The organism is Maribacter aquimaris, assembly GCF_014596745.1.
In the GTDB taxonomy this organism is placed as follows: Bacteria; Bacteroidota; Bacteroidia; order Flavobacteriales; family Flavobacteriaceae; genus Maribacter_A; species Maribacter_A aquimaris.
The window spans coordinates 102,739-126,709 of record NZ_JABTCF010000011.1 but is presented as its reverse complement, the minus strand read 5'-3'; the positions used below and the strand labels follow the sequence as shown (position 1 = coordinate 126,709).

Sequence of the window (23,971 nt, the reverse complement as noted above, 5' to 3'; positions counted from 1 at the left end):
GGGCTATATGATTAATCGTACTCCTCCGAGTTGTTCAACTTTGTAATTGAACTTATCACTCGGGGAACCAATAAACATAAAATTTACGGGAATATTCCATTTTTTGGAAAGGCTTTGAATTAATTTAGGACTGAATACACCCTTCTCGATTATAAAATCAACCTTTATTTCAGGATATTCCCGGTCTAGAATGTCAATTTCCAAAGCCAGGTTTTTAGGCAATGGTTCACCTTCTTTCTGTACGTGGACTATCTTTATTTTTTTGGTATGTTCATTTTTTTTAATATACAACATTACCTTATTCAATGTCGCTATGCTATCCCCTTTGGTAAAAAAGACAAACTCTTGATTGTTTATCTCATTGATGAAAGATAGGATCTTTTTATCCGCATTAAAAACCAATTTGCGCAATGGGTCAAAAATATAGTGTATAAAATTCAACAGTAACCGTAGTACAAGGGTTCTGTTCAACATAACCATAATAAAGATGATAAATGGGATAAAGTAATCCAAGAAGACGGCCAAATTACTGGCTTGCCCTTCTGCCGGTTCAATAATAATGTTGCCGATGAGCGCAATAGATACTGCGATTATCGCTACAAAAACCGAGAGCCATGAGGCTTTTTCCGGTCTTGGTAAAGCTGCTCTTTTGACTTTAAGCATAATATTCCCGATACCGAATAAGGCCATAACGGATAAAAAGGATATGGTATAGACCCCTGCCAGCAAGGTTACCTCACCATGTGTAATGAGAAGAACGGAAACCGCTAATATGAAGAACATGATAATAATACGATACGAACTTCCCTTTTTATTCTTCTTTAAAAAGAACTGTGGCATGATCCTGTCCAATGTCATTCTTTCCAATAATCCTGTAACCCCAACGAAACTCGTTAATACGGCACCACTTAATACCAAGAAGGCATCAATGGAAATCAGTGAGGCTACCCAGTCACCACCAACGTGCGAAGCCATTTCCACCAAAAGTGTATTTTGATACTCACTACTTTGTAATACAGGCATGGCAAATAAAGCCAAGGCAAATACGGCCATCAAGGGGTTTATGACACTGACGATAACCCACATGTTTTTCAATGTTTTTGGAAAAACACCTTTTTGCTGTTCTTCAATAAAATTTGCAGAACTCTCAAAACCCGAGACGCCCAGCATCGAAGCGGAAAAACCTAAAAAAATAGCTATTAAAATGCCGTTTTCATTCGTAGGGAAGTTCCAATTATCTATAAAAGTACCAATGCCGTTATGAAACAAAAACACAACGATGAAGGCCGTTAAAGCCGTTAATGAAACAAGGTGGAAAACGAAAATCCCAATGGCGACTTTGGCCGATTCCGTAATGCCGATGATAGACAAAATCGCAAACACGCTTAAAAGACATATGGTTGCAATGATTATGGGCATTGAAGGTAAGAGATGATGTAGGTAATGCATGGCCTCATTGGCAGAAATGACTGCTGTGGCCATATAGGATAATATGGTCAGGGTAGCGGCAAAAGAGGCCATGAATTTACTCGTGGTATTCAGTAATGCGTTGTATGTACCCCCGTTGAGCGGAAGGGCGCCTACAACTTCCCCATAAATCTTTCGAAATAAAAACAGGACTACGGATACTATGAGTAAGGTAATCCAGGCGTATTGGCCGGCAAATGCTATGGCCAGGGCCGAGACATATAAAACCGATGAACTGATGTCATTACCACAAATGGCCGTTGATTCCAGTTCATTAAGCTTCTTATGGATTTTAGTTTTTACGGTCATTAATCAATAAATTGAGCTCGTCCAATTGTGATTGGTCAATCACGGCAGGGGCATCGATCATAACATCCCTGCCACTATTGTTTTTAGGGAATGCGATAAAGTCACGAATGGTTTCCTGACCTCCTAATATAGCGACCAAACGATCTAAACCGAATGCTATTCCACCATGTGGTGGAGCGCCGTACTGGAAGGCATCCATCAAAAACCCGAATTGTGCCTTTGCCTCTTCGGGGGTAAAGCCCAAATGTTTGAACATGGTACTTTGAATTTCCTTATCGTGTATTCTAATAGAACCACCACCTATTTCATTTCCATTCAGTACTAAATCATAAGCGTTCGCCTTAACGCCACCTGGGTCGGTTTCCAACAGTTCCATCTGTCCAGGTTTTGGAGAGGTGAAAGGATGGTGCATCGCATGGTATCTCCCGGTTTCCTCATCAAGTTCCAACAATGGGAAGTCGATGACCCAAAGAGGAGCAAACTCATCGTTCTTGCGAAGGCCAAGACGTTCTGCAAGTTCCATACGCAAAGCACTTAATTGGGTCCTGGTTGGGTTTGCGTCCCCAGAGAGCACACATATCAGATCCCCGGCCTTTGCTCCAGTAGCCTCAGCCCATTTGGCTAAGTCTTCCTGATCATAAAACTTATCTACCGATGATTTGAACGAACCGTCTTCATTGCATTTTACATAAACCATGCCTTTGGCGCCCACCTGTGGTCGGCGCACCCAGTCTACCAATGCATCGATTTCCTTTCGGGTGTAAGATGCACCACCAGGAACCGCTATACCCACGACCAATTCCGCAGTATTGAACACATTGAAATCTTTATGTTGGGCAACGGTGTTCATCTCGCCAAATTCCATCCCAAAACGGATGTCCGGTTTGTCATTACCGTACTTGGCCATGGCCTCGTCGAAGGTCATTCGTGGAAATTTAGAGGTTTCCACTCCTTTTATTTCTTTTAATAAATGTCGTGTCAACCCTTCAAAGGCATCGAGGATGTCTTCTTGTTCCACAAAGGCCATTTCACAATCTATTTGTGTAAATTCAGGTTGTCTGTCCGCTCTAAGGTCTTCATCCCTAAAGCATTTCACGATCTGGAAATATTTATCCATGCCACCGACCATCAATAATTGTTTAAAAGTCTGGGGTGACTGTGGTAAGGCGTAAAACTGCCCTTGGTTCATACGACTGGGCACGACGAAATCACGGGCGCCTTCTGGAGTCGATTTTATAAGGTAAGGGGTTTCTACTTCAATAAAACCTTCTTTTGATAGGTAATTTCGCACCTCCATAGATACCTTACTCCTAAAAATGAGGTTTTCTTTGACCGGATTTCTACGAATATCCAAATAACGATATTTCATTCTTAGGTCCTCACCACCGTCCGTTTTGTCCTCAATAGTAAATGGTGGGGTTTTGGAAGTATTGAGTATGGTTAGTTCCTTGACCAGGACCTCTATGTTTCCTGTAGGGATATTGGCATTTTTTGAAGCCCTTTCGATGACAGTCCCTTTTACTTGGACCACAAATTCACGACCCAAATTCCTTCCTTGTTCCAAAAGTTCCTGGGAAGTTCTTTCCTCATCAAATATCAACTGGGTAATACCGAAACGATCTCGAAGGTCTACCCAAACAACAAAACCCTTGTCCCTGGTTTTTTGCACCCAACCGGCCAATGTTACTTCCTTGTCAATGTGTGATTCCCTTAATTCCCCGCAGTTATGACTTCTGTACATCTATCGAATTTATTTTAAAAATGCAAATTTACTAAGTATAAGCGACTATAGGCTATTTTAGTTCTTCGATTTTCTAAAATTGTTAATTGTGGATAAGGGGGGCAATACCAAAGGTATCACATAAAGACCAAACTTTTGGCCCTGCGGATTGTTTTGCCTTAAAACGCCGATTAATGCCCCTACTTTTATGCGTTTAGGGGCCAGTAAATCCCTACTTTGTAAAAGACCGTTGTGCTGAATATTGGTGTTACGCGTTGGGAGCGGGATGTTTGGTCAAGTCATTTTTTATAGGGCATAAAAAAGCAGTCTTTCTGCTTGGAGAAAGACTGCCTGTTTTAATTTACCGAATTATTTTAGACCGATGGTACTTTTGGCTTATTTCGCCAATTACTAACCCGAATCTTCATTCTATATTCTATACTGAACAGTACAGGTACTATAATGAGGGTTAGGAATGTGGCAACAATCAAACCATAGATCACGGTCAATGCCAATGGTCCCCAGAATACCACATTATCACCACCAATGTATATCTTGGGGTCGAATTCAGTGAATAGGGAAAAGAAATCTATATTGAGTCCGATAGCCAAAGGGATCAACCCTAGAACCGTGGTAATCGCGGTCAGCAATACAGGTCTTAATCTTGCTTTTCCTCCCTTAACTATGGAATCGGTGACCTCGACTTTCGATAATAGATCCGTATCCCCCAATCCCATTGTTAATTTTTTGCGGTCAATCAGGATCTGGGTGTAATCCAAAAGAACAACACCATTGTTCACCACGATTCCTGCCAAGGAGATGATTCCCATCATGGTCATCATGATCACGAAGGGCTTGCCCGTTATCATAAGTCCGCCAAAAACCCCAATAAAACTAAGGAATATGGCGATCATGATAATAATCGGTTTTGAGACCCCGCTGAATTGGAAGATCAAAATCAATAGAATCAATCCCAAACCAGAGAAAAAGGCACCCACCAAAAACTGCATTTGTTTGTTTTGCTCTTCGATTTGACCGGTATAGTCGATTTTAATGTCCAACGGAAGTTGTCTAAAATCCTCCATCTCTTTCTGTATTTCCGCTACTATCGCCCCTGCATCGGAAAATCCGGGTTTTAATTGGGAATAGACCGTTACCAACCGCTTGTTGTCTTTGTGTTTAATGGCGCTGAATGATGAGGTATTTCGCTCCGAAGCCACGGAAGAAACAGGAATTTCCTTGATTTGCCCGGTTGCTGGATCCCTAAAAATGATATTCTGGTTAAAGAGTGCACTGGTATTGTACCGAAGATCCTCATTGAAACGCACGTTTATATCATAGTCATCACCATCTTTTTTATAGACGCCTGCTTTTTCACCAAACAAAGAACGTCTCAATTGTAAGCCTACCTGACCTACCGAAACACCCAATTCACCCGCTTTTTCACGGTCAACGGCTACTTCCATGGCTGGTTTGCCCTTGTTCACATCGATTTTCAACTCTTCGATCCCGGCAATGTTCTTGCTATTGATGAAATTCCGCATATCCTCTGCGGTATTGATAAGTTCATCATAGTCCTTACCTTCCAATTCAATATTGATGGGATAACCGGCAGGTGGACCATTGGCATCTTTCTCCACCGAAATCGCGACACCAGGATATATACCGCTAAGGGCATCCTGTAGATGTTGTCTTAGTTCCTCGGTATCGAGACCTCCTCGATATTTAAATTCACGCATTGATAGCGTTATCTTTCCACGATGTGGCATTTCCGCTGTTGAACCACCGTCGGTGTAAGGGTTACCTGCGCCTTCCCCTACTTGGGATACGGCAGATTCCACCAAGAAATTGAAATCCCCTTTTTTGTATTTGTCTTGGTTGATTACCTCATAGACCCGTTTTTCTATATCCATGGTCAACTGATTGGTTTTTTCAATAGCTGTACCTTGTGGATATTCTATGTAAGCATAAATCTCATTGGGTTTGTTGTCAGGGAAGAATTCGATTTTGGTCCTACCACTGCCAATAGACATTCCGAAGAGCATGAATGTGATCAGTAAGAGTAAAAAGGTCAATCCAAAGTACCAATACACATTATTGCCCCGTAGTGCGGTCTTTAACTGCTTTTCATAAAGATCCTCAAGACGGGTCATAATTACCCTTTGAAAACTGAGGGCGGCACTTTTAATCACATATTTGTAGATCCAGAACAACATGGCCGTAAGGATCATTAACGAACCCAAACCGCGTACAGGACCCCCTACGACTAAAATAAAAATTCCGAATACGCCTAAAATGATACTGATTCTTATGAGTTGTTTTAGGGTTAATTCTTTTTCACCGATTTCCATAAAACGGGAAACCAACATCGAATTCATAAAAATGGCCACAAAGAGTGATGATCCCAATACCACCGACAGGGTAATGGGGAAGTAAATCATGAACTGGCCGAAAATCCCGGGCCAAAGGCCTAAAGGAACAAAAGCCGCAACTGTTGTTGCCGTTGATATGATGATAGGATAGGCGATTTCGCCAATACCTTTTTTGGTAGCTTCTATGCGCGACATACCTTCTTGGTCCATAAGACGGTATACGTTCTCTACGACCACGATTCCATTGTCCACCAACATTCCCAGACCCATGATCATTCCAAAGAGGATCATGGTGTTCAGGGTAAAGCTCATACCATCGATGAAGACATTCAAATAGTTTAAGATCATAAACGACATGAACATCGACATGGGAATTGCAAAACCAACGAATAGGGCATTCCGGAATCCCAAGAAGAACATCAAAACGGTAACCACTAGTAGAATACCAAAGATAATATTGTTCACAAGGTCATCTACCTGGTTTAAAGTACGGGTAGAGGAATCGTTGGCTATTGATATTTTTAAATCCGCGGGATAGTAGTTTTCCAACTGATCTTTTACCAGTGCCTTGATCTTGTCTGCGGCTGAAATCGCATTTTGGCCAGCCCGTTTTGTAACGTTGAGCATTACTACATTTTGTCCAAATTCACGGGCATAGGTGGTTTTGTCTTCCTCACTGAAGGTAACCGTGGCAATATCCTTCAAATACACGGCGCCATTTTCCGATTTAACCACGAAATCGTCCAATTCCTTGGGATCTTCAATCTCCCCAATGATACGGATGGTACGACGTTGGCCACCTGATTTCAAGTTGCCTGCCGACATGGTCGTGTTTCCATTGCCAATAGCACTGATAACATCCTGAAAGCTGATTTTAGCAGCCATCATTTTATGGATGTCAACCGCGACCTCAACCTCTTTGTCCTGGGCTCCACGTATTTGGGCTTCCTTTATTTCGGGGAGGTCTTCAATTTCATCCTGTAGGTGTTCCGCAAATTCCTTTAGCTTCCCAACGGGATAATCCCCCGTAAAATTCACATTCATGATCGGAATGGATTCCGAAATGTTCAGGTCAAAAACATTGGGATCAACCTTCGCATTGTTAAAAGTTGGCCAATCTTCAGTTGCCTTTTCAACATCGACCTCGTCCTTTACCTTTTGCTTGGCCTCCTCAACGGTAATATCCTCATCGAATTCAACCGTGATGATCGCATAATCCTCTTGGGAGGTTGAGGTAATCTCAACAACGTTGCTTATGCCCTTTAAACGATCTTCCAAGGGGTCTGTGATCAGTCGTTCAATATCCTCGGCCGTATTGCCCGGATATGGGGTACTGATATAGATTTTGGTTTCCACAATTTCGGGAAAATCCTCCCTTGGCATTGCGAAATAGGATTTGAGCCCAATATAAAAGAAGATGCCGATCATGACATAAATGACCGAAGGGTTGTCGATGGCCCATGATGAAAGGCCAAATTCCTTTTGGGCGTTTTTTAGCTGTTTGCTCATTGGTTCAACGTCTTTATTTAAGGATTTTTACTTTCTGACCATTTTTAACGGTCCTTGCACCTTCATTGATGATTTGATTACCACTTTCTATACCACTAAGCACCTCAATCATCCCATTCTGGGTTTTACCGGTTTTTATGATACTTCTGGTTACAACCGCCTCATTTTTATCATTTGGTTCAGAACTTACGTAGGCATATTGCTCTCCCGAAGCATTTTCTGATATTATACTTTGCGGAATAAGTATGGCATTGGCATTGGTATAATCATTAAGTTTTACCCTTGCCGTAAGGTTAGGCTTAATGAGGCCATTTTTATTGGGAACAGGAATTTCAATACTGAAGGAACGATTGCTTGGATTGATGAAATTACCGGTTTCCCGTATTTTAGTCATTACGCTATCACCTAACACTGGAAAATAAACAACGGCTTCCTTGCCCTTGGCGATTTGACCTAAATAAGTTTCAGGAACATCAACCTCAATATACATGTTGCTTAGGTTTACGATGCGGAAAACCTCGGAACCGGGACCTGGGGAAACCACGGTGCCCTGATCCTTGATCACATCATCCAATATACCGGTAAACGGTGCACGTATTGTTGATTTACCCAGTTGGCTTTCAAGCTGTTTTACCGCATTTTCAGAAGCCTCAAAGTTTGTTTTTGCTTGTAAGTACTGTATTTCGGAACCTATTTTTTGATCCCACAACCTTTTTTGGCGTTCAAAGGTGGTTTTGTTGAGTTCGGCCTGGGTTTTAAGCTGCTCGAGTTGACTGCTCAAACCACCATCATCAATCTTGGCCAAGAGCTGTCCTTTGGATACCCGTTGTCCTTTTTTGACATAGATTTTTTCCAATGTACCTGACATTTCTGGGTAGATCAGTACGTTTTGTTTGGTTTTCACCTCGCCTTGCAAATCAAGGTAGTGTACAAAATTTTGATTTTCAGCCGTTATCGTGGTTACCAATGGCAGTTTCTCTTCCCCACCCAACTTGGCAATTACGGAGTCAAGTTTTTTAGCCTCTTCCTCAAGATGTCTCTGTTGTTCTGTGATTTCGCTCTTTTTCGCCCTGATTGCCTTAAGGTCTCCTTGGGAGATAATATCTTCAACGGACTGTCCCGTATTGTCGCCACAGGCGATTACCAATAGAAGGATTGTAATAGTATATAGGATCTTTTTCATGGTTTGCTGCTTAGTTGTCTTATAGTTTGTTGTTCATTATAGTTTCCAAGGCGGTCTTGGCATTGATTACCGTTACCATTGATTGTAAATAATCTTGTTGGGCTGTATATAATTGGGTTTGTGCTTGTCGTAGTTCGAAACTACTGGCCAGGCCTTCAAAATATTTCACTTCGTTCTTGTTTTCAATACGTTCGGCAAGGCCCAAATTGTTTTTTGCAGTTTCATATTCTTCAATGGCCAATGTATAATCGCTTTTGGCGCGCTGCCATTCCAAACGAATCTGTTCTTGCGCTTCGGTAAGTTGGGTTTTGGCTTTTTCCAAAGCTATTTTAGCTCTCTGTGTACTTGCACTTCGTTTTAAAGAACTGAAGATGGGAATGTTCAAATCGAAGCCCAAAATGGAATAATCGTACCAATCGGGATCTCCGCTAAGGAAATTAAAGGAGTCGCTGTACGATGTGCTTCCGTAGTTTATATAGGCATTCAGTGTTGGAAGCGCTCTACTTTTCGCTAATTTCAATTCTAAGGAACGTTGTTCGCTAAGGTTGTTCGCCAACTTATAATCGATATTGTTTTCCATGTTCAAGGGGGAATCCAATAAATTCAAGTCTATTTGTTTAAGGGTTAGGTCATCAAGATTCTCGGTCAACTGGGTTGGGGAGTCTATGGATTTACCGATTAAAAGATTCAACATTTGAAGGGTTATTTCTTTTAAACGAATCGCATTTTTCAATTGGCTTTCAACAGAGGATAACGTTATCTGTAGTTGTTCAACGCTTTCCTCTTCCCCTAATCCGTTTTCGAAGATCTTATTCGTTTCGAATAGGTTTTTCGCTAAAGTGGCTTGGTTTTTTTCCAATATGGTAATACTCTCTTGTGCCAAAAGAACGTTGCCATAGGCCTCAACAACCGCTTTACGGACTTCCAAATCCGTTTTTTCCTTATTGTTGGCAGTATAATTTAAAAAGGTTTTGGTAGCCTGTACACCGACAATGTAGGTGCCGTCGAATATTTGTTGCGTTAAGGTCGCTGATGCCGAAACTTGTTGGGGCTGACTAAAAATAACGGGTTCAAAGGTTCCGGCCTCACCACCAAAGAATTCGGCAGGTATAAGGGAAATGGTTTGCTTTAATTGGTTTGAATAGCTTACCGCTCCGTTGACCTGTGGCAACCCATCGGCAATGGTTTCCCATTTTTGTTTTTGTGCGTCGATAATGTCCCTATTGGCATTTATTACGCTGTAATTGTGCTCCAGGGCATAGGATATGGCCTCTTCCAAAGAAAAACTTTCGGGCAGATCCTGGGCATAGCCCTTTGCTGAAAGTATAAATATAAGGATCAGTATAAAACGGATTTTCATCTATTCTTGATTAGAGTTGATTATTGTATTCAATATTTGTTGTCCTTTCAGTGTTGCGATACCCCTAATATGGTATTCGAGAAAGTCATCCATAAGACTAGTCATGGAGAACATTGTTACAGGAAATAGGGCATGATTTTTAAGGCTGGTCATCCCAGAGAAATAAATCCTGGAAAGAAAATCCATATTGAGGTTTTCACGATAGATTCCCAAATGGATTCCCTTTTTGATATTTTCAATAAAACAATCCTCCATCATTTCGAATTGTTTGGCTTTGATGTCCTCAAAGATTTTAGGATAGTATTTCTGTAATTGGTACTGGGGAGAGGCTTTTTCATCCTTTAAATGCAAGAGCACTATTTTTTTTATTTCGTACATTTCCTCAATAGGGTTCCTTTGTAGGGAGCATACGTGATCGATGTCTTGCGAGATGGTACAAAACAATTGTTTGGTACATTCTTCCACTAATTTGGTCTTATTCGCAAAATGGGCGTAAATTGTTTTTTTTGAAATACCTAGTTCATGCGCTAGGTCATCCATGGTAACACTCTTAAACCCCAGGTTTAGAAATAGGTCTGTAGCCTTATGTAATATTTTCTCTCTCATGTAACTTAAGCAATAAAGCGGGCAAATATACCACGGAAACTTGAGAAACAATAAAAGTTTCCAAAGTTTTACGATAATTTAATACGTGCTAGATCGTATCATCCAGGGCTAGGATTCCTTTTCTGCGTCGTTTTAGGGGTCAAGCGCCTTCTTTTTTATACTTTACGTAGTTTTCAAAAGCCTGATTGCCTTCCGCTTCCCAGAATTGGTCGTAGTATTTCCATTTGGAAAAATCCTTGTTACCCCCATTGGTGCATTTTGAAGAGAATTTTTTACTGATTTTTTTCTTCCTTGACTTAGCCTTGTTGTGGCTGCCGAATCCACCGAAAATGATCTTGGATAGGACAATGATGCCTATGGCTTGCCAATAGTCAATGGGAACAAGTCCAAAAATTTCGGGCATCAACCAGTTCCATAAACGCATCGTTACATAACCAAATAGCATAATAAGGGCTATGAGTTGAATACCTCCAATCACTATTTTCAATAGTGCCTTGAAGTACTTTTCGACTTTACTTTTCGCTCCATATATTCTGACATAGTAATTTGTTCTAGTTATTATATTCTTTTTTCGATTCCAATTCTTTGTATAATAAGGCAATGGCACGATGTCGTCTAGACATTAAGGTACCTTCGGGTATTCCTGTTTCCAGTGAAATTTCTTTATAAGTATACCCTTCAAAATCTATAACGAAGATTATTTTACGATATAAGGGTTTCAATTTTAAAATAGCCTGTTTGAGTTCGTTTTTCATACAGTCAGAATATGAATTGTCCGATTTACCGTAAAGAAGCTCAGAGAATTGGACAAGCCGTATCTCCAATTAGTCTTCAACGGATAACCGTTCTTTTTTGCTTCTTAAAATATCAATGATTCTATTCCTTAGCGAGTGGTACACAAAACCGGCTATGTTATTTATGGGAGAACGGTTGACCTGTGAAAAAAGCTTTAAGGCTACATCCTGGACAATTTCATCAGCATCCCTATCCGCAGCATCGTCGATTTTAGATTTGGCGTATGCTTTTAATGCGTGATATTCATCATTAAAGAATGCCTTTAGCTTAAAATGGTTGTCCGTTTTCGAAGTCATTCAATACTATTTAAATCATCCCTTCCCTCTTAAAGACGAAATTTTTCAAAACTATTGCATTTTTTTACGGTTTACTTATGGGTTTTTGTTTTTGAAATGGAATTTCTTTGAAAGGGTTTTGTTAAAATGGATGTATTTTTGACAAAAATCAGCTGTAATGTATTCCATAGAACTTTATAGAAAAGAATTTCTAACCTATTTAGAGCAAAAGTCAATTGATAAGGAGCCATCACGACTTTATGACCCGATCAATTATATTTTACGACTTGGTGGTAAGCGCCTTCGACCGGTTCTTACGCTTATGACGACCGAACTTTTCGGAACGGATTATAAGAAGGCCATGGATGCAGCCCTGGCCATAGAGGTTTTTCATAATTTCTCATTGATACATGACGATATTATGGATGATGCTCCTTTGCGTAGGGGGCAAAAGACCGTTCATGAAAAATGGGATTTGAATACCGGAATTCTATCGGGTGATGCTATGCTGATTCTCGCCTATCAGTTTTTTGAGAATTACCCAAGTGAAATCTTTAGGGCGTTGGCCATGTTATTTAGCAAGACAGCGCTTGAGGTTTGTGAAGGACAACAATATGATATGGATTTTGAGACTAGGGACGATGTCACGGTTCCTGAGTATCTGCATATGATCGAATACAAAACAGCGGTACTTGTCGCAGCCGCGATGAAAATGGGAGGGATTATAGCAGGGGCCTCATTGAAGGACCAAAACCTTATTTATGAATTTGGTAAGAACCTAGGGATAGCTTTTCAGCTGCAGGACGATTATTTAGACGCTTTCGGGGATCCCGAAAGTTTCGGAAAACAGGTGGGTGGTGATATTATAGAGAATAAAAAGACCATTTTGTATTTATCGGCACTGCAGTTGGGTAATGCTGGGGAGCAGAAGGAAATACTTGATCTGTATTCCATTCAGCCGCAAGATGTGTCCGACAAGGTAAACTCCGTTAAGGGTATCTTCCTTTCTACGGGCGCTGCCAAGCATACGAAATCGGAAATTCAAAACTATACCCAAAAGGCCTTTGAGGTTCTGGATGTCATCGACATGTCGGAAGAAAAGAAAGCTGTACTTAAGCAGTTTGGCGAAAACTTAATGATGCGAAAGGTATAAGGTTTACCCTGTTGCTTTTTTGATGTTAAAAATTGGTCAAAATAACCTTCCCAACAGGGCTTTTATAAATTCCTTTTTAGGACAACCGGAAATTATTTGGAGGTCTTCCCATAGACTTGTTTCCTCATCCAGAAATTTAAAGATCAATTGAGGGGGTCTGTTCTTAAATAGGGTTTCAAAGATATATTGGCCTTTGTCATTTTGGGTAAAAAGTATATCCAATAGAAGCAGGTCGTAAAACCAGAATTTTCTTGGACTTCGAAGCGAAGTAAATGGTCGGTTGTTCTTGATTAATGGGATTAAATCGCGAATTTTTTTTGAGGTATTGTAGAAGGTGTAGCCCGTACTGGGTTTGGTCCATCCTCCTGCCGAACCGATATATTGGATTCTTTTCGTGTTATGCACCTGAAAATCATAGGAGGTCATGGGAATACTCCCTTGCTCTTTTTCCAGTATTTCAAATTCCGTACAATGGTATTTCAGGTTTAAGTAATCCTTGATCGCCTTTTCATATTCATCAATAGGCAAAAGATCTTCGGAGAACAAGGTATATTCGAGCAATGCCGTATTTTCGGAATACGGTAACACATACATAAAGCGGGTGTTGTTCCTTTGTTCCACCGAGAAATCCATAAATACAGCTTCATCCTCATTGAATGTAGGTTCTTTGGTCGCTACCAACCAACCGACAAAATGTTGCTGTAAAACGGGGTACTTTTGTTGGTCCTTAAGGGTCTTGAAATCGAAAATACTAGTGAATATCTGGGGACTGGTATATTCATTCGTTGCTGTCGACACCCTTACCCCGTCTTTACTCTCCACAATCCCGACAACCTCTTCTTCGATAAAATCGACATGGGCATAGGCCTTGATCTTCTGAAGGTGGTCTTGGTAAAAATCAGATCCGCGAACCAGTTTATAGGTATAGGGTTCAATATTGAACTGTTGGGAGAAGACTTGTCCGCCAAAGAAGATATTATTCCAGGATTTCGCGACGATGGGATCAAATTGTCCAGATCCTCTTTCCCAAAAGCACCAAGTTCGGTCATTGGTTTTTTTCGGATCTTTATCAAGAAGCAAGATTCTTTTATCCTGAAAATAGGCATCTTGGCCCAATGCATTGGCAAGCATTAAGCCGGCTGCACCGGCACCGATGATAATATAATCATATTGTAGAGTAAATTTCCCCAATTGTGGTTACCTATGAAAGTTGCTTTTCAAAAATAGGCATTTCCCTAAAGCTTATTCATAATTAATCCAATCGATAACGCAATCCAAAGAATGTACGTAGGCCTTGGTTAGGGCCATAAATGTATGCAGGGTCAAAAGTTAGGGCATAAGGATTGTCGGCTGTTGCAACAACATCGCCGTTATTGTCAAAGGTCACATTTTTGTCAAAGGGATCATCTGCCCTAGCTATGATGAATGGGTTTCCGCGATTGGGAGTCCAGTCCAATAAATTTTTAACGCCGCCATAAAACTCAAAGTTTTTAATGCCTTTATAGGTGAATTGGATATTTTGAATGCTCCAGACCGGTGAGTATTCTTTTCTCGGATCGGCATCGCCCAAAAGGGGTAAACGCATAGGTCCGTATAAGTTTCCCGTATAGTCAATACTAAGGTTCCAAGGTCTATGGGTATAGGATACATTCCAAGTACCCGTATAGCTTTCTGTTAGGATTTGATCCTGTTTAATACCGTTTTCCGTGGCACTAACGTCTTGTACCGTGGCCCCTAATAACAATTTCAAGCCACTAGGAAAGGCAACATCAACATTGGCACTTATTCCTTTGGAAATGGATTTCCCATCCAAATTGTCGTAAATGATCTGATTCGGATTGGTATCGTAATCAGGGAGAATGATATTCGTGAAGTGGGTATAGAATAAGGAAGCATCTAGACCTATAAATGTACCGTTGTCAGTATAAATCTTTTTTAAATAATTAAGATTGAAATTGTATGAACGCTCAGGTTTCAGTTCCTCGGTAACAATAACGTCCCTTGCACCGTTCAAGGAAGCGTGTTCTTCTGCGAATAGGTTCACAACACGGAATCCGGTGCCGGCATTGAAACGTAGAATATCATTATTGGACATTTTCCATCGATAGGCAGTTCGTGGAGTGTAAATACTACCATGCCGCTTGTCATAATCGTACCGCATACCGAAAAGTAGGGAATGTTTTTCGGCCAGTTGAATCTCATCTTGGACAAAAAAGCTCGGAATAACCACTTCATCGGCAATATCGGTTGCCGTTGTGTTGTCGTCGTAATAGGTGTATTTTAGGGCAGCACCGAAGAGCATATCGTGGGTCCCAACGGTTTTGTCCCATGTGAATTGTCCAAATCCTATACGTTGATCAGCAAGGTAGGGAGTATTGCCGTAGGCGGAATTTTGATGATGGTCGTTATACGAGAATGAAAACAATACTTTTTCGTCGATAGGCAGTTCATATTTACCAAGAATTTCCCATCTACTGGTGTAAATACTTTCGCCATAGATTTCATCACCCCCTCGATATTCCGGTGTCCATTGCATTTCCCCACCCCAACGGTCTTCATAAAAATAGCGGCCTGCTAGAGAAAATATGCGGTTATTTTCTCTCTTGAAATTCCATTTCTGAAAAATGGAAATTCGATCTTGAAGTGCTAAATCAGTGAAATTATCATTATTGTTGTCGATGGGATTACTATAATTGAAATAGTTTATTCCTAAAAGGGCATCCGTCTTTTTTCCAAAATTGATCTTGGTGCCAACATCTACATTGAATTCGCCCCAATCAGATACAAAACTATCGGCAAAAAAGAGTGGTGCTGTCCCAGTACTTTTGGTAATGACATTAATAAGTCCACCAACGGCTTCACTCCCATACAAACTGGATGCAGGTCCTTTTACGATTTCTACTTGCTCTATCAAAGAATTTGGTATACCTGACAGACCATAGACAGTTCCTAGCCCACTAACTATGGGCATTCCATCAATTAAAACCAGGGTGTAAGGGCCTTCCAGGCCATTAATGTGAATATCACCGGTGTTGCAAATGTTGCAATTGATCTGGGGTCTAACCCCATTAACGTTTTGAAGAGCTTCGAATATGCTTGCTGTCGGATTCTTTTTTAGGAAAGTAGGACTATAAACTTCTACGGGTACAGGACTTTCGGACCTGCTGACCGCCTTTAGTGTTCCGGTGACTACCATTTCCTCTAGTTGTTCGGTGCTTGGTTTAAGTTCAATATTGAGCACTTTCGACTCATTAGTATGAAGTTCAATTTGTTTTGAATAAGGAAGATAACCTACTACCGATACTTTTAGGGAATATATTCCAGGCTTTATGTTGGCAATGGTATAACCACCATTATCATTACTTGAGTTCCCAATACCGGTTCCTTCTAGAAAAACATTTGCATAGGGAATGGGGAAACCCGATTCGGTAATAGTACCTTTTATTTGGGCATCTTGTGCGGTCATGATAAATGGGACCAACAATAGGAGTGTAAATAATAGGAATATCGGCTTCATGTCACTATGTTTATTTAGACAAATTAAAAATAAGGGCAAAATTAAGGATTTGTATTTATCCACAAGGATAATTATGTTAAGAAATTTAAGATTTTCGATGCTGTCGTAGGGATAAGTTTGGTTTTGGATAATTCTAAATGGCCTGTTATAAATGCAATAGGTTATATATAATGGATATAATCGCAAAGGGTCTTAAGGGTTGTGGTTTTTATACATTCCCCATCTTTAAAGCGATATCTTTAATCGCTTTGTATAATGTGGGTTATTGCTTAAGTTTAGCTAATCATTATTTTTTTAGTCATGCGATATAAAAGCCTACCTATCCTACTTTTGATCTTATGTTTCTTTTTTTATGGAAATGCCCAAAAAAAGGAGTTTACTTACCTGGATCTTTTTGACCTACAATACGCATCGGACCCCCAGATTTCCCCCAATGGTGATTTAATTGTATATCGTAGGATGGGTATGGATATCATGAAGGACAGGGCTGTTGGTAATTTGTGGATGATCAGGACCGATGGCTCACAACATCAAAAACTCACCGCCAAAGAAACGGGGGAATTTAGTCCAAGATGGTCGCCCAATGGGGATAGATTGGCTTTTGTAAGTAGTACGGACGAGGGTTCTGAAATTTACATGTATTGGGTCAATACGGGAAAGACGGCTAAAATTTCACAGTTGGAATCCACTCCATCTTCCCTGACCTGGTCGCCAAAAGGGGATCAATTGGCATTTTCAATGAAATTGGAAACGAAGCCACCTGTTGTCGCCCAAATGCCCAAAAAGCCAAAAGGGGCAAAGTGGGCGGAGTCACCGAGGATTACAGATAGACTTTATCACGAAGCTGATGGTCGGGGATACATAAATCCCGGATTCAGCCATATTTTTACCATACCTGCCGACGGCGGGGCACCACGGCAACTTACCTCAGGTGATTTTCATCATAGGGGGAAATTAAGTTGGGGTCCCAACGCGGATACGATTTACTTTTCTGCCAATAGAAATAAGGACTGGGAATATGATTTTAGAAACAGTGAGATTTATGGGGTTGGGGTTCAAAATGGAATCATAACGACCCTAACCAATAGAAAAGGACCCGACACCAGTCCAACGGTGTCCCCCAATGGGAAACACATTGCCTATATCGGCTATGATGATCAGGTGCAGGCCTATCAGGTGCGGCGCCTCTATCTTATGGATGCCGACGGCAGAAATCAACGTGTAATTTCCCAGGAATTGGATAGAGGTGTTGCCAATATTGTTTGGGATCGTAAAAGTGAGGGACTCTATTTTACCTTCGATGATAAAGGCAATAGTAAAATAGGATATATTACCCTAAGTGGTAAAGTATCAAAGCTTGCCGATGATTTGGGAGGTACCACCATCGGAAGACCATATGCCAGTGGTTCTTTCAGTAGATCAAAGAATGGCACGATCGTTTTCACCAAGACAAGACCGGAATACCCTGCGGATTTGGCAGTTATAAAACCCAAGGATAAAGAACCACTTAGGATAACCCACTTGAATAAAGGGTTATTGGATTATAGAAATTTAGGTAAGGTAGAGGAGATTTGGTATACGTCAACGGTTGACCAACGCGATATTCAAGGTTGGGTCGTCTATCCCCCAGGATACGACGCTTCGCAGACATACCCCTTTTTAGTCGAGAACCATGGCGGACCCATTTTAAATTATGGTGATCGCTTTTCTGTGGAAATGCAGTTGTATGCCGCCGCGGGTTATGTGGTTTTCTATCCCAATGCACGGGGTAGTACCAGTTACGGAGAGGAATTTGGCAACTTACTATACAACAATTATCCTGGCGATGATTATCAGGATGTGATGGATGGGGTTGATTATTGTATTGCCAAGGGAATTGCCAGTGAAGACCAATTGTTTGTAACCGGTGGTAGTGCCGGTGGAATAATGACGGCTTGGATCATAGGAAAAAACAATCGGTTTGAAGCTGCGGTGGTAGCCAAACCGGTGATGAACTGGATCAGCAAAACCTTGGTCGCCGATAATTATTTCGGGTATGCGAACTCGCGTTACCCCGGTCAACCTTGGGAAAATTTCGAAGGGTACTGGAAATTTTCCCCACTTTCACTCGTTGGTAATATAGAAACCCCGACCATGGTCATGGTAGGGATGGATGATTTAAGAACGCCACCCAGTGAGGCCAAACAATTGTACCATGCCCTTAAATTAAGGAAAAAAGAAACGGTTTTTGTTGAAATACCCAATGCGAGCCATGGTATAGCCAATAGGCCAAGCAATTTAATTACGAAGATTGCACATACATTGGCTTGGTTTGATAAATTTAATACCCTAAAATAATAAATAGTGAAAAAAGGATTTCCCTTCTGGAATGTGGTCATGGTTTTAACTGTCATTGTTTGCCTTATGGCCTTTCTTGCCCATTATAAAAATTGGACAAAGGTAGAACAGGATAAACTTAAGATCCTATCAGGATTTTATTATAAGAAAATCAGCTATGCACAATTGGATAGTGTGCTGTGGATCGATAAGATTCCCCCGATGGAACGGCTGAACGGGTTTTCTGCCTGGGAAAAGGAAAAGGGGATTTTTCGTGAGTTCAAGGATTCGTTGACCGATAAGAAAGTCAATGTATATGTCGATAACCTATCGAACCGCAAAATCAAGTTGGTTTATAATGATTCTTTAAAATTCTATATGAATTACGCCGATAGTCTAAAAACAGATCAATTGTTCAATCTGCTGAAACAAAGAATCGATAGTGCCCAATAGGGCAGGTTCAAGTGTAAATTGGTTTTAAAAACGGACTTTCCCATTTCATTTAGGCACGAATAAGACGAAAAGCCACTTTTACTCCAAAGGGTTTAATTATCTTAGGGCTAAAATTTTTCAAATGGTTCTTTTCGCTCAGGTTGTTGGTTCCCTTCTAGGTTTATTTGCGGTTATTCTTGGTGCTTTTGGAGCCCATGCCTTAAAAAAGTCGTTGAACGAAGATCAGCTTAAAAGTTTTGAAACCGGTGTAAAATATCAGATGTACCATGCCATTTTGTTATTGGTCCTAAGTTTTAACCTTAACCTCGATACTGATGTACAGCGATATATGATCTACTGTTTTACTTTTGGTATACTATTGTTTTCATTCAGTATTTATCTATTGGTGATAGGGAAGTCAAAAGGAAAGAATATGGCCTTCCTTGGCCCTGTAACACCTTTAGGCGGACTACTTTTGGTGATAGGATGGGGGCTTCTGTGTTATAATTTCATTGCCAATCTAATCTAAGGGCTATTTTGCGATTTCTTCTGAAGAAGTGAATTCACGTATGGCCTGGTTAGGCTCTATAATGGTTTGGCCTTTCCAAAATTCCGGGTCATAACTTGGCATGTATGTTGGCAAAACGGCATTGTTCTCTGTAAATGCCTCATAGGTCGCAGTGGATATTGGGTTGGAATCAAATACAATAAGTTCACGTTTATTTGTGCCGGCCGTACCCATATCCAGTTTAACCGAAAGTTCGTTTTGTTTGTTCCTGCCTTTGACATGTTTGTTCTTTTCTATGATTTTCAAAGGTCTACGAATCCCCACTTTAGTGCCCTCTTCCTGTTCGAGAAAACGCAGGTTGTATTTGCCATCCTCCGATTTGCTGAAGATTATTTTACCCTTCCCCAAATATTGTTTCATACTTATGCCCAATAGATTGAATTTCTTCAAGGGTTTTACGTTTTCATAATCCAATCGCATTACGGCAAAATCATCGGCATTGATAAAGAGTTTTCCGCTGTAATCGGCACTGCCGTCAGGTACGAATTCCAATATATAAACGGGGTCATCGCCCATATAGGTAAAGTCTTTTATGGTGAAATCGTATTTTCTGGATTTGTTGATGAAATTCAGGGGGGAATCCTCTAAATAAAAAAGGTCTTGCATCATATCCACAATGCTGTTTTTACGGTATTTCGCAAAATTGGTCTTACGCTTTTCCTCTCTTTTTTTCTTTTCCTCCAACTCTTTTTTCAAGGCGGCCTGGTCTGTTGAATCGATGTCGGATTCAAAGATCTCATCAAAATCCTCACCTTTGATTTTGGTACCGATTAATCCTGATTTGATTTTGAAGTAAGAGTCCCTTTTGATATTCGATTTTATAATCTCGTTGAATTTTTCCTCTAATTTATCATAATCGAGCTCTTTGCTTTTATCATAGAGTTCAGAGGCTTTAAGGATATTTATTTTTTGGTCCTCACCTTCGTAGTTGCCGTATAGGTCACAGAGAATCTCTGTATAATAACTCGATTTTTTCGGGATGGTGTTAAGAACACTGTCCAAGAATTTTTTATTGAGTTCCTTGATGGTCGATTTTAGGAAGGTATAGTCGGTTTTGTAAAAATTCTGAAAGTAAGAATCCCTAAAGAACAATCTTTTTTTACTAAGATCTTTATTGTAATTCTTATCGAGGTTTTCTTGTACCAAGGCTATGATTTCCTTGGCAGTGTAATTTTTGTTGGTCACAATGACCGGATTGAGTTCTATAGCCTTTGGACTTAGGTAAATTACATTATCAGGGAATTCCTTCAAGGGTCTGCCAATCGAGGCGTAACCGATGCATGAAACGAAGAGGGAATCGGTTTCTGAGACATTTTCATCCAAGAGAAAACTAAAACGGCCTTCCTCATTGGTTATTACCCCTTTTTTATTCAATTGTACGGTTACGTAGGGTATGGGTTCCTGGGTAACGGAATCCAAAATCCGTGAGGTAAGGTTTTGGCTTTGTACCGTGCTACAAACAGCGGTGACCAATGTGGCGATTAACCACAATATAATTTTGTCCATGATTGATTGGTGATTAGTTGTCAACAAACTAACATATACTTCAAAGAATGTCAGCCCTATTTTTATTTTCTTTATGACACATTTAGCTTTTTGTTAAGAACTATGGTGTCAAATAAGATGACGAATTGCCTTTAGGATTGTTACAGTTTATTTTGATAGGGATAAAAATTGTTGGCTAGTTTCAATGACAGCCACAACCATCTTCACCACAAACTTTTTTGGAACTTTTTTTTGAAGAAAACAGCGATTTGGGCAAAAGAAATTTGTTCACGATATACGCTATGGCGAGTACTACGATAATATAAACCACTATTTGTTGAAATAATTCCATGCTATTTCAGTAATTGATAGGCGACTAAAGCAACAATATAAGCAAAAAGACTCATAAAAACCAATTGGGCCGCCGGCCATTTCCATGAATTGGTTTCCCGTTTGACAACAGCCAAGGTACTCATACACTGCATGGCAAAGGCGTAAAAAAGCAATAGGGATATGCCCGAAGCCAAATTGAACAGGGGCTTATTGGTGTTGGCATTCATCTCAGCCGCCATCCTGTTTTTTATGGTGTGTTCCTCGTCACTTCCCACACTATAAATAGTGGCCAAGGTACTTACAAAAACTTCCCTTGCCGCAAAGGAAGTAATCAGTGCAATACCGATTTTCCAGTCATAGCCCAATGGCCTTACCATGGGTTCTATAGCCTTACCCATATTGCCTATATAGGAATTCTCAAGTTTAAAACTTGCTATTTCCTGATGTTTTGCCTTTTCGAACAATTCCTTATCCAATCTATGTATGGAGTCTTTTACCTGTTCCGGGCCAATGGTATACACCTTTTTGGCTATGCTATCGTTCAGGGCGATTTTATATGCTTCAAGGTCATTGGTTATACTTTCTTGATTGAAGACTGACAAGCCTTCGGTTTGAATTCGATGTTCGATGATGGAATCGGCATTTTCATACTTTTCCGTAAAACCATTTGAACCTAAAAACCACAATATGATTGATATGGCCAAGATGATCTTTCCTGCACCGAAAACAAAACTCTTGGTTTTTTCCCAAACCGTATAGGCTACATTCTTAATCAATGGGAGTTTGTAATTGGGCATTTCCATTACGAAAAAGGTGCGACTTTTGATTTTCAAGACCTTGTTTAAGACCATGGCGGAAAGTATGGCAGCTCCAAATCCTATTAAATACAATAACATTAAGGTCATGGCCTGGTAGCCCAATCCTAAAAATCGACCTTCTGGTATCACCAAAGCGATTATGATAAGATATACGGGCAACCGTGCGGAACACGTGATAAAAGGCGTGACCAATATGGTTATCAGACGTTCTTTCCAATTCTCTATGGTTCGGGTTGCCATGACGGCGGGGATGGCGCAAGCCGTTCCGGAAATCAGGGGAACAATACTTTTACCACTTAACCCGAATGGGCGCATTACGCGATCCATGAGAAAAACCACCCTACTCATATAACCTGATTCTTCCAAAAGGGAAATGAACAAGAAAAGGAATGCGATCTGTGGAATGAATATAACAATACCACCAATTCCTGACAGGATTCCCTCAGCAATCAAATTGGTGAGCATCCCAGGGGGAAATGAGTCTTTTACCCATTCACTGGCTGAGACAAAGGTTTCATCTATAACGTCCATGGGAATACTGCTCCAATCATAAATGGCTTGGAAAATCGTAAGTAGTACCACAAAGAAAATGAGGTATCCGAATATCTTATGCGTTAGGATTTTGTCAAGGGTTGCTTTTAATCCTTTGGCTGCATTGGCATCAACCTTATAAGTTTCTTTGAGTATGGAGTTTATAAATTGATATCTTTTAATGGTCTCCTTTTGTTGTAGACGTTTAAGTTCGGATTTCGATTTTGTATTGAATGATGAAGTGTCCTTGATCAATTTTTTTTCCAAGGGCATAAAGTTTACATCCTGGGTAATGACCAACCAAAGTTTGTGTAGGTTTTCATTGGGAAAGGTCTCCTGTAAACTTTTAAAATATTCAGGTGCAATGACAGTGGTGTCGACGTTTGGGGAAATAGATAGATTTTTATAGTCGGCAATCAGTTTTTTCAATCGCTCTATGCCGGTTTTTTTACGGGTGCTGACCAGGGCTATTTTGGTATCCAACTTTTTTTCCATCAGATCAATATCCAATGTTATCCCCTTTCGCACCATCCTATCGGCCATATTTATGACCAGGATGGTAGGTATTTCCAAGTCCTTTATCTGGGTGAACAGTAAAAGATTTCGTTTTAGGTTTTCAACGTCGGAAATAACAATGGCCACATCAGGGTGGTCCTTGTCATTCTTGTTCAAAAGCAGTTCAACGGCGACACTCTCATCAAGGGATGTGGTATTGAGACTATAGGTCCCCGGAAGATCGATGATATGCGCTTTTACGCCTCGTGGCAGCTTGCAGATCCCTTCCTTTTTCTCAACAGTGATTCCAGGATAATTGCCTACTTTTTGATTAAGTCCGGTCAATTGGTTAAAAACAGACGTTTTACCAGTGTTGGGATTGCCTATCAGGGCAACATTGATTTGCTTGCTCATACACTTGGGGTGTCTTCAATAAGATCCAATTCTATCTTCAGGGCCATGGAGCGTCTAATAGCGATATGGGAGCCATTTACATTGATATATAAGGGATCTTTAAAGGGTGCCACTTGCACCAATTCAACTTCATTACCCGGTAAGCACCCCAATTCGAGCAATTTTATAGGCAAAAAATCATCGGGAAATTCCCTGATGACCCCTTTCTGCCCGCGCTTGAGATGTGCAATACTCGTGCTCATTTTATTTAGAATGATTATAAGTAAGGGCAAAAGTAAAGGAAAAAAGTGAATTTGAGGGGTAAATTGCACGC

18 protein-coding genes are annotated in these 23,971 nt (G+C 40.5%); 4 read left to right on the top strand and 14 right to left on the bottom strand.

Features of this window, described 5'->3' with window-relative positions:
- Positions 1-3: 3 nt before the first annotated feature.
- The 9 genes from HPE56_RS16105 to HPE56_RS20355 form a co-directional block, all read right to left on the bottom strand.
- Positions 4-1,776, bottom strand: coding sequence for an APC family permease (locus HPE56_RS16105; RefSeq protein ID WP_188244774.1), 1,773 nt, complete (start codon positions 1,774-1,776; stop codon positions 4-6).
- Positions 1,760-3,517, bottom strand: a complete 1,758-nt coding sequence (gene aspS / locus HPE56_RS16100) for an aspartate--tRNA ligase (protein ID WP_188244773.1) — start codon at positions 3,515-3,517, stop codon at positions 1,760-1,762. Before aspS ends, HPE56_RS16105 begins: the two co-directional genes overlap by 17 nt.
- Positions 3,518-3,870: 353 nt before the next feature.
- Positions 3,871-7,377 (bottom strand): efflux RND transporter permease subunit, encoded by a 3,507-nt coding sequence (locus tag HPE56_RS16095; RefSeq protein WP_188244772.1) that lies wholly within the window; start codon positions 7,375-7,377, stop codon positions 3,871-3,873.
- A 13-nt stretch (positions 7,378-7,390) separates the two neighbouring features.
- Positions 7,391-8,560, bottom strand: a complete 1,170-nt coding sequence (locus HPE56_RS16090; RefSeq protein ID WP_188244771.1) for an efflux RND transporter periplasmic adaptor subunit — start codon at positions 8,558-8,560, stop codon at positions 7,391-7,393.
- 19 nt (positions 8,561-8,579) lie between these two features.
- Positions 8,580-9,920 carry a TolC family protein gene (locus HPE56_RS16085; protein WP_188244770.1) on the bottom strand — a complete coding sequence of 447 codons (1,341 nt, stop codon included), beginning with the start codon at positions 9,918-9,920 and terminating at the stop codon, positions 8,580-8,582.
- Positions 9,921-10,526 carry a TetR/AcrR family transcriptional regulator gene (locus HPE56_RS16080; protein ID WP_188244769.1) on the bottom strand — a complete coding sequence of 202 codons (606 nt, stop codon included), beginning with the start codon at positions 10,524-10,526 and terminating at the stop codon, positions 9,921-9,923.
- A gap of 139 nt (positions 10,527-10,665) precedes the next feature.
- Positions 10,666-11,004 (bottom strand): hypothetical protein, encoded by a 339-nt coding sequence (locus tag HPE56_RS16075; protein ID WP_317173222.1) that lies wholly within the window; start codon positions 11,002-11,004, stop codon positions 10,666-10,668.
- Between the two features lie 73 nt (positions 11,005-11,077).
- Positions 11,078-11,281 (bottom strand): RNA polymerase sigma factor, encoded by a 204-nt coding sequence (locus HPE56_RS20360; protein WP_223170348.1) that lies wholly within the window; start codon positions 11,279-11,281, stop codon positions 11,078-11,080.
- Between the two features lie 69 nt (positions 11,282-11,350).
- Positions 11,351-11,617, bottom strand: a complete 267-nt coding sequence (locus HPE56_RS20355; RefSeq protein WP_223170347.1) for a sigma factor — start codon at positions 11,615-11,617, stop codon at positions 11,351-11,353.
- A gap of 157 nt (positions 11,618-11,774) precedes the next feature.
- Here HPE56_RS20355 and HPE56_RS16065 point away from each other — a divergent pair, with 157 nt between their 5' ends.
- A complete protein-coding gene (locus HPE56_RS16065; protein ID WP_188244768.1) occupies positions 11,775-12,749 on the top strand; it encodes a polyprenyl synthetase family protein in 975 nt (324 codons plus the stop codon).
- 36 nt (positions 12,750-12,785) lie between these two features.
- Here HPE56_RS16065 and HPE56_RS16060 read toward each other — a convergent pair whose 3' ends face one another.
- Together HPE56_RS16060 and HPE56_RS16055 are read right to left on the bottom strand one after the other, a co-directional pair.
- Positions 12,786-13,940: a lycopene cyclase family protein gene (locus HPE56_RS16060; protein WP_223170346.1), complete on the bottom strand. Its 1,155-nt coding sequence runs from the start codon at positions 13,938-13,940 to the stop codon at positions 12,786-12,788.
- Positions 13,941-14,001: 61 nt separating this feature from the next.
- Positions 14,002-16,266, bottom strand: a complete 2,265-nt coding sequence (locus tag HPE56_RS16055; RefSeq protein WP_188244767.1) for a TonB-dependent receptor — start codon at positions 16,264-16,266, stop codon at positions 14,002-14,004.
- A 300-nt stretch (positions 16,267-16,566) separates the two neighbouring features.
- Here HPE56_RS16055 and HPE56_RS16050 point away from each other — a divergent pair, with 300 nt between their 5' ends.
- From HPE56_RS16050 to HPE56_RS16040, 3 genes are all read left to right on the top strand, one after another.
- Positions 16,567-18,603, top strand: coding sequence for a S9 family peptidase (locus tag HPE56_RS16050; protein ID WP_188244766.1), 2,037 nt, complete (start codon positions 16,567-16,569; stop codon positions 18,601-18,603).
- A 6-nt stretch (positions 18,604-18,609) separates the two neighbouring features.
- Complete coding sequence (locus HPE56_RS16045) at positions 18,610-19,035, top strand: hypothetical protein (RefSeq protein ID WP_317173221.1); 426 nt, start codon at positions 18,610-18,612, stop codon at positions 19,033-19,035.
- A 121-nt stretch (positions 19,036-19,156) separates the two neighbouring features.
- Positions 19,157-19,543, top strand: a complete 387-nt coding sequence (locus HPE56_RS16040) for a DUF423 domain-containing protein (protein WP_188244765.1) — start codon at positions 19,157-19,159, stop codon at positions 19,541-19,543.
- Positions 19,544-19,546: 3 nt separating this feature from the next.
- Here HPE56_RS16040 and HPE56_RS16035 read toward each other — a convergent pair whose 3' ends face one another.
- From HPE56_RS16035 to HPE56_RS16025, 3 genes are all read right to left on the bottom strand, one after another.
- Complete coding sequence (locus HPE56_RS16035) at positions 19,547-21,088, bottom strand: carboxypeptidase-like regulatory domain-containing protein (RefSeq protein ID WP_188244764.1); 1,542 nt, start codon at positions 21,086-21,088, stop codon at positions 19,547-19,549.
- A 332-nt stretch (positions 21,089-21,420) separates the two neighbouring features.
- Positions 21,421-23,658, bottom strand: coding sequence for a ferrous iron transport protein B (gene feoB, locus HPE56_RS16030; RefSeq protein ID WP_188244763.1), 2,238 nt, complete (start codon positions 23,656-23,658; stop codon positions 21,421-21,423).
- On the bottom strand, positions 23,655-23,900 hold the full coding sequence (locus HPE56_RS16025) for a FeoA family protein (RefSeq protein WP_188244762.1): 246 nt from the start codon (positions 23,898-23,900) through the stop codon (positions 23,655-23,657). Before HPE56_RS16025 ends, feoB begins: the two co-directional genes overlap by 4 nt.
- Positions 23,901-23,971: the final 71 nt, after the last annotated feature.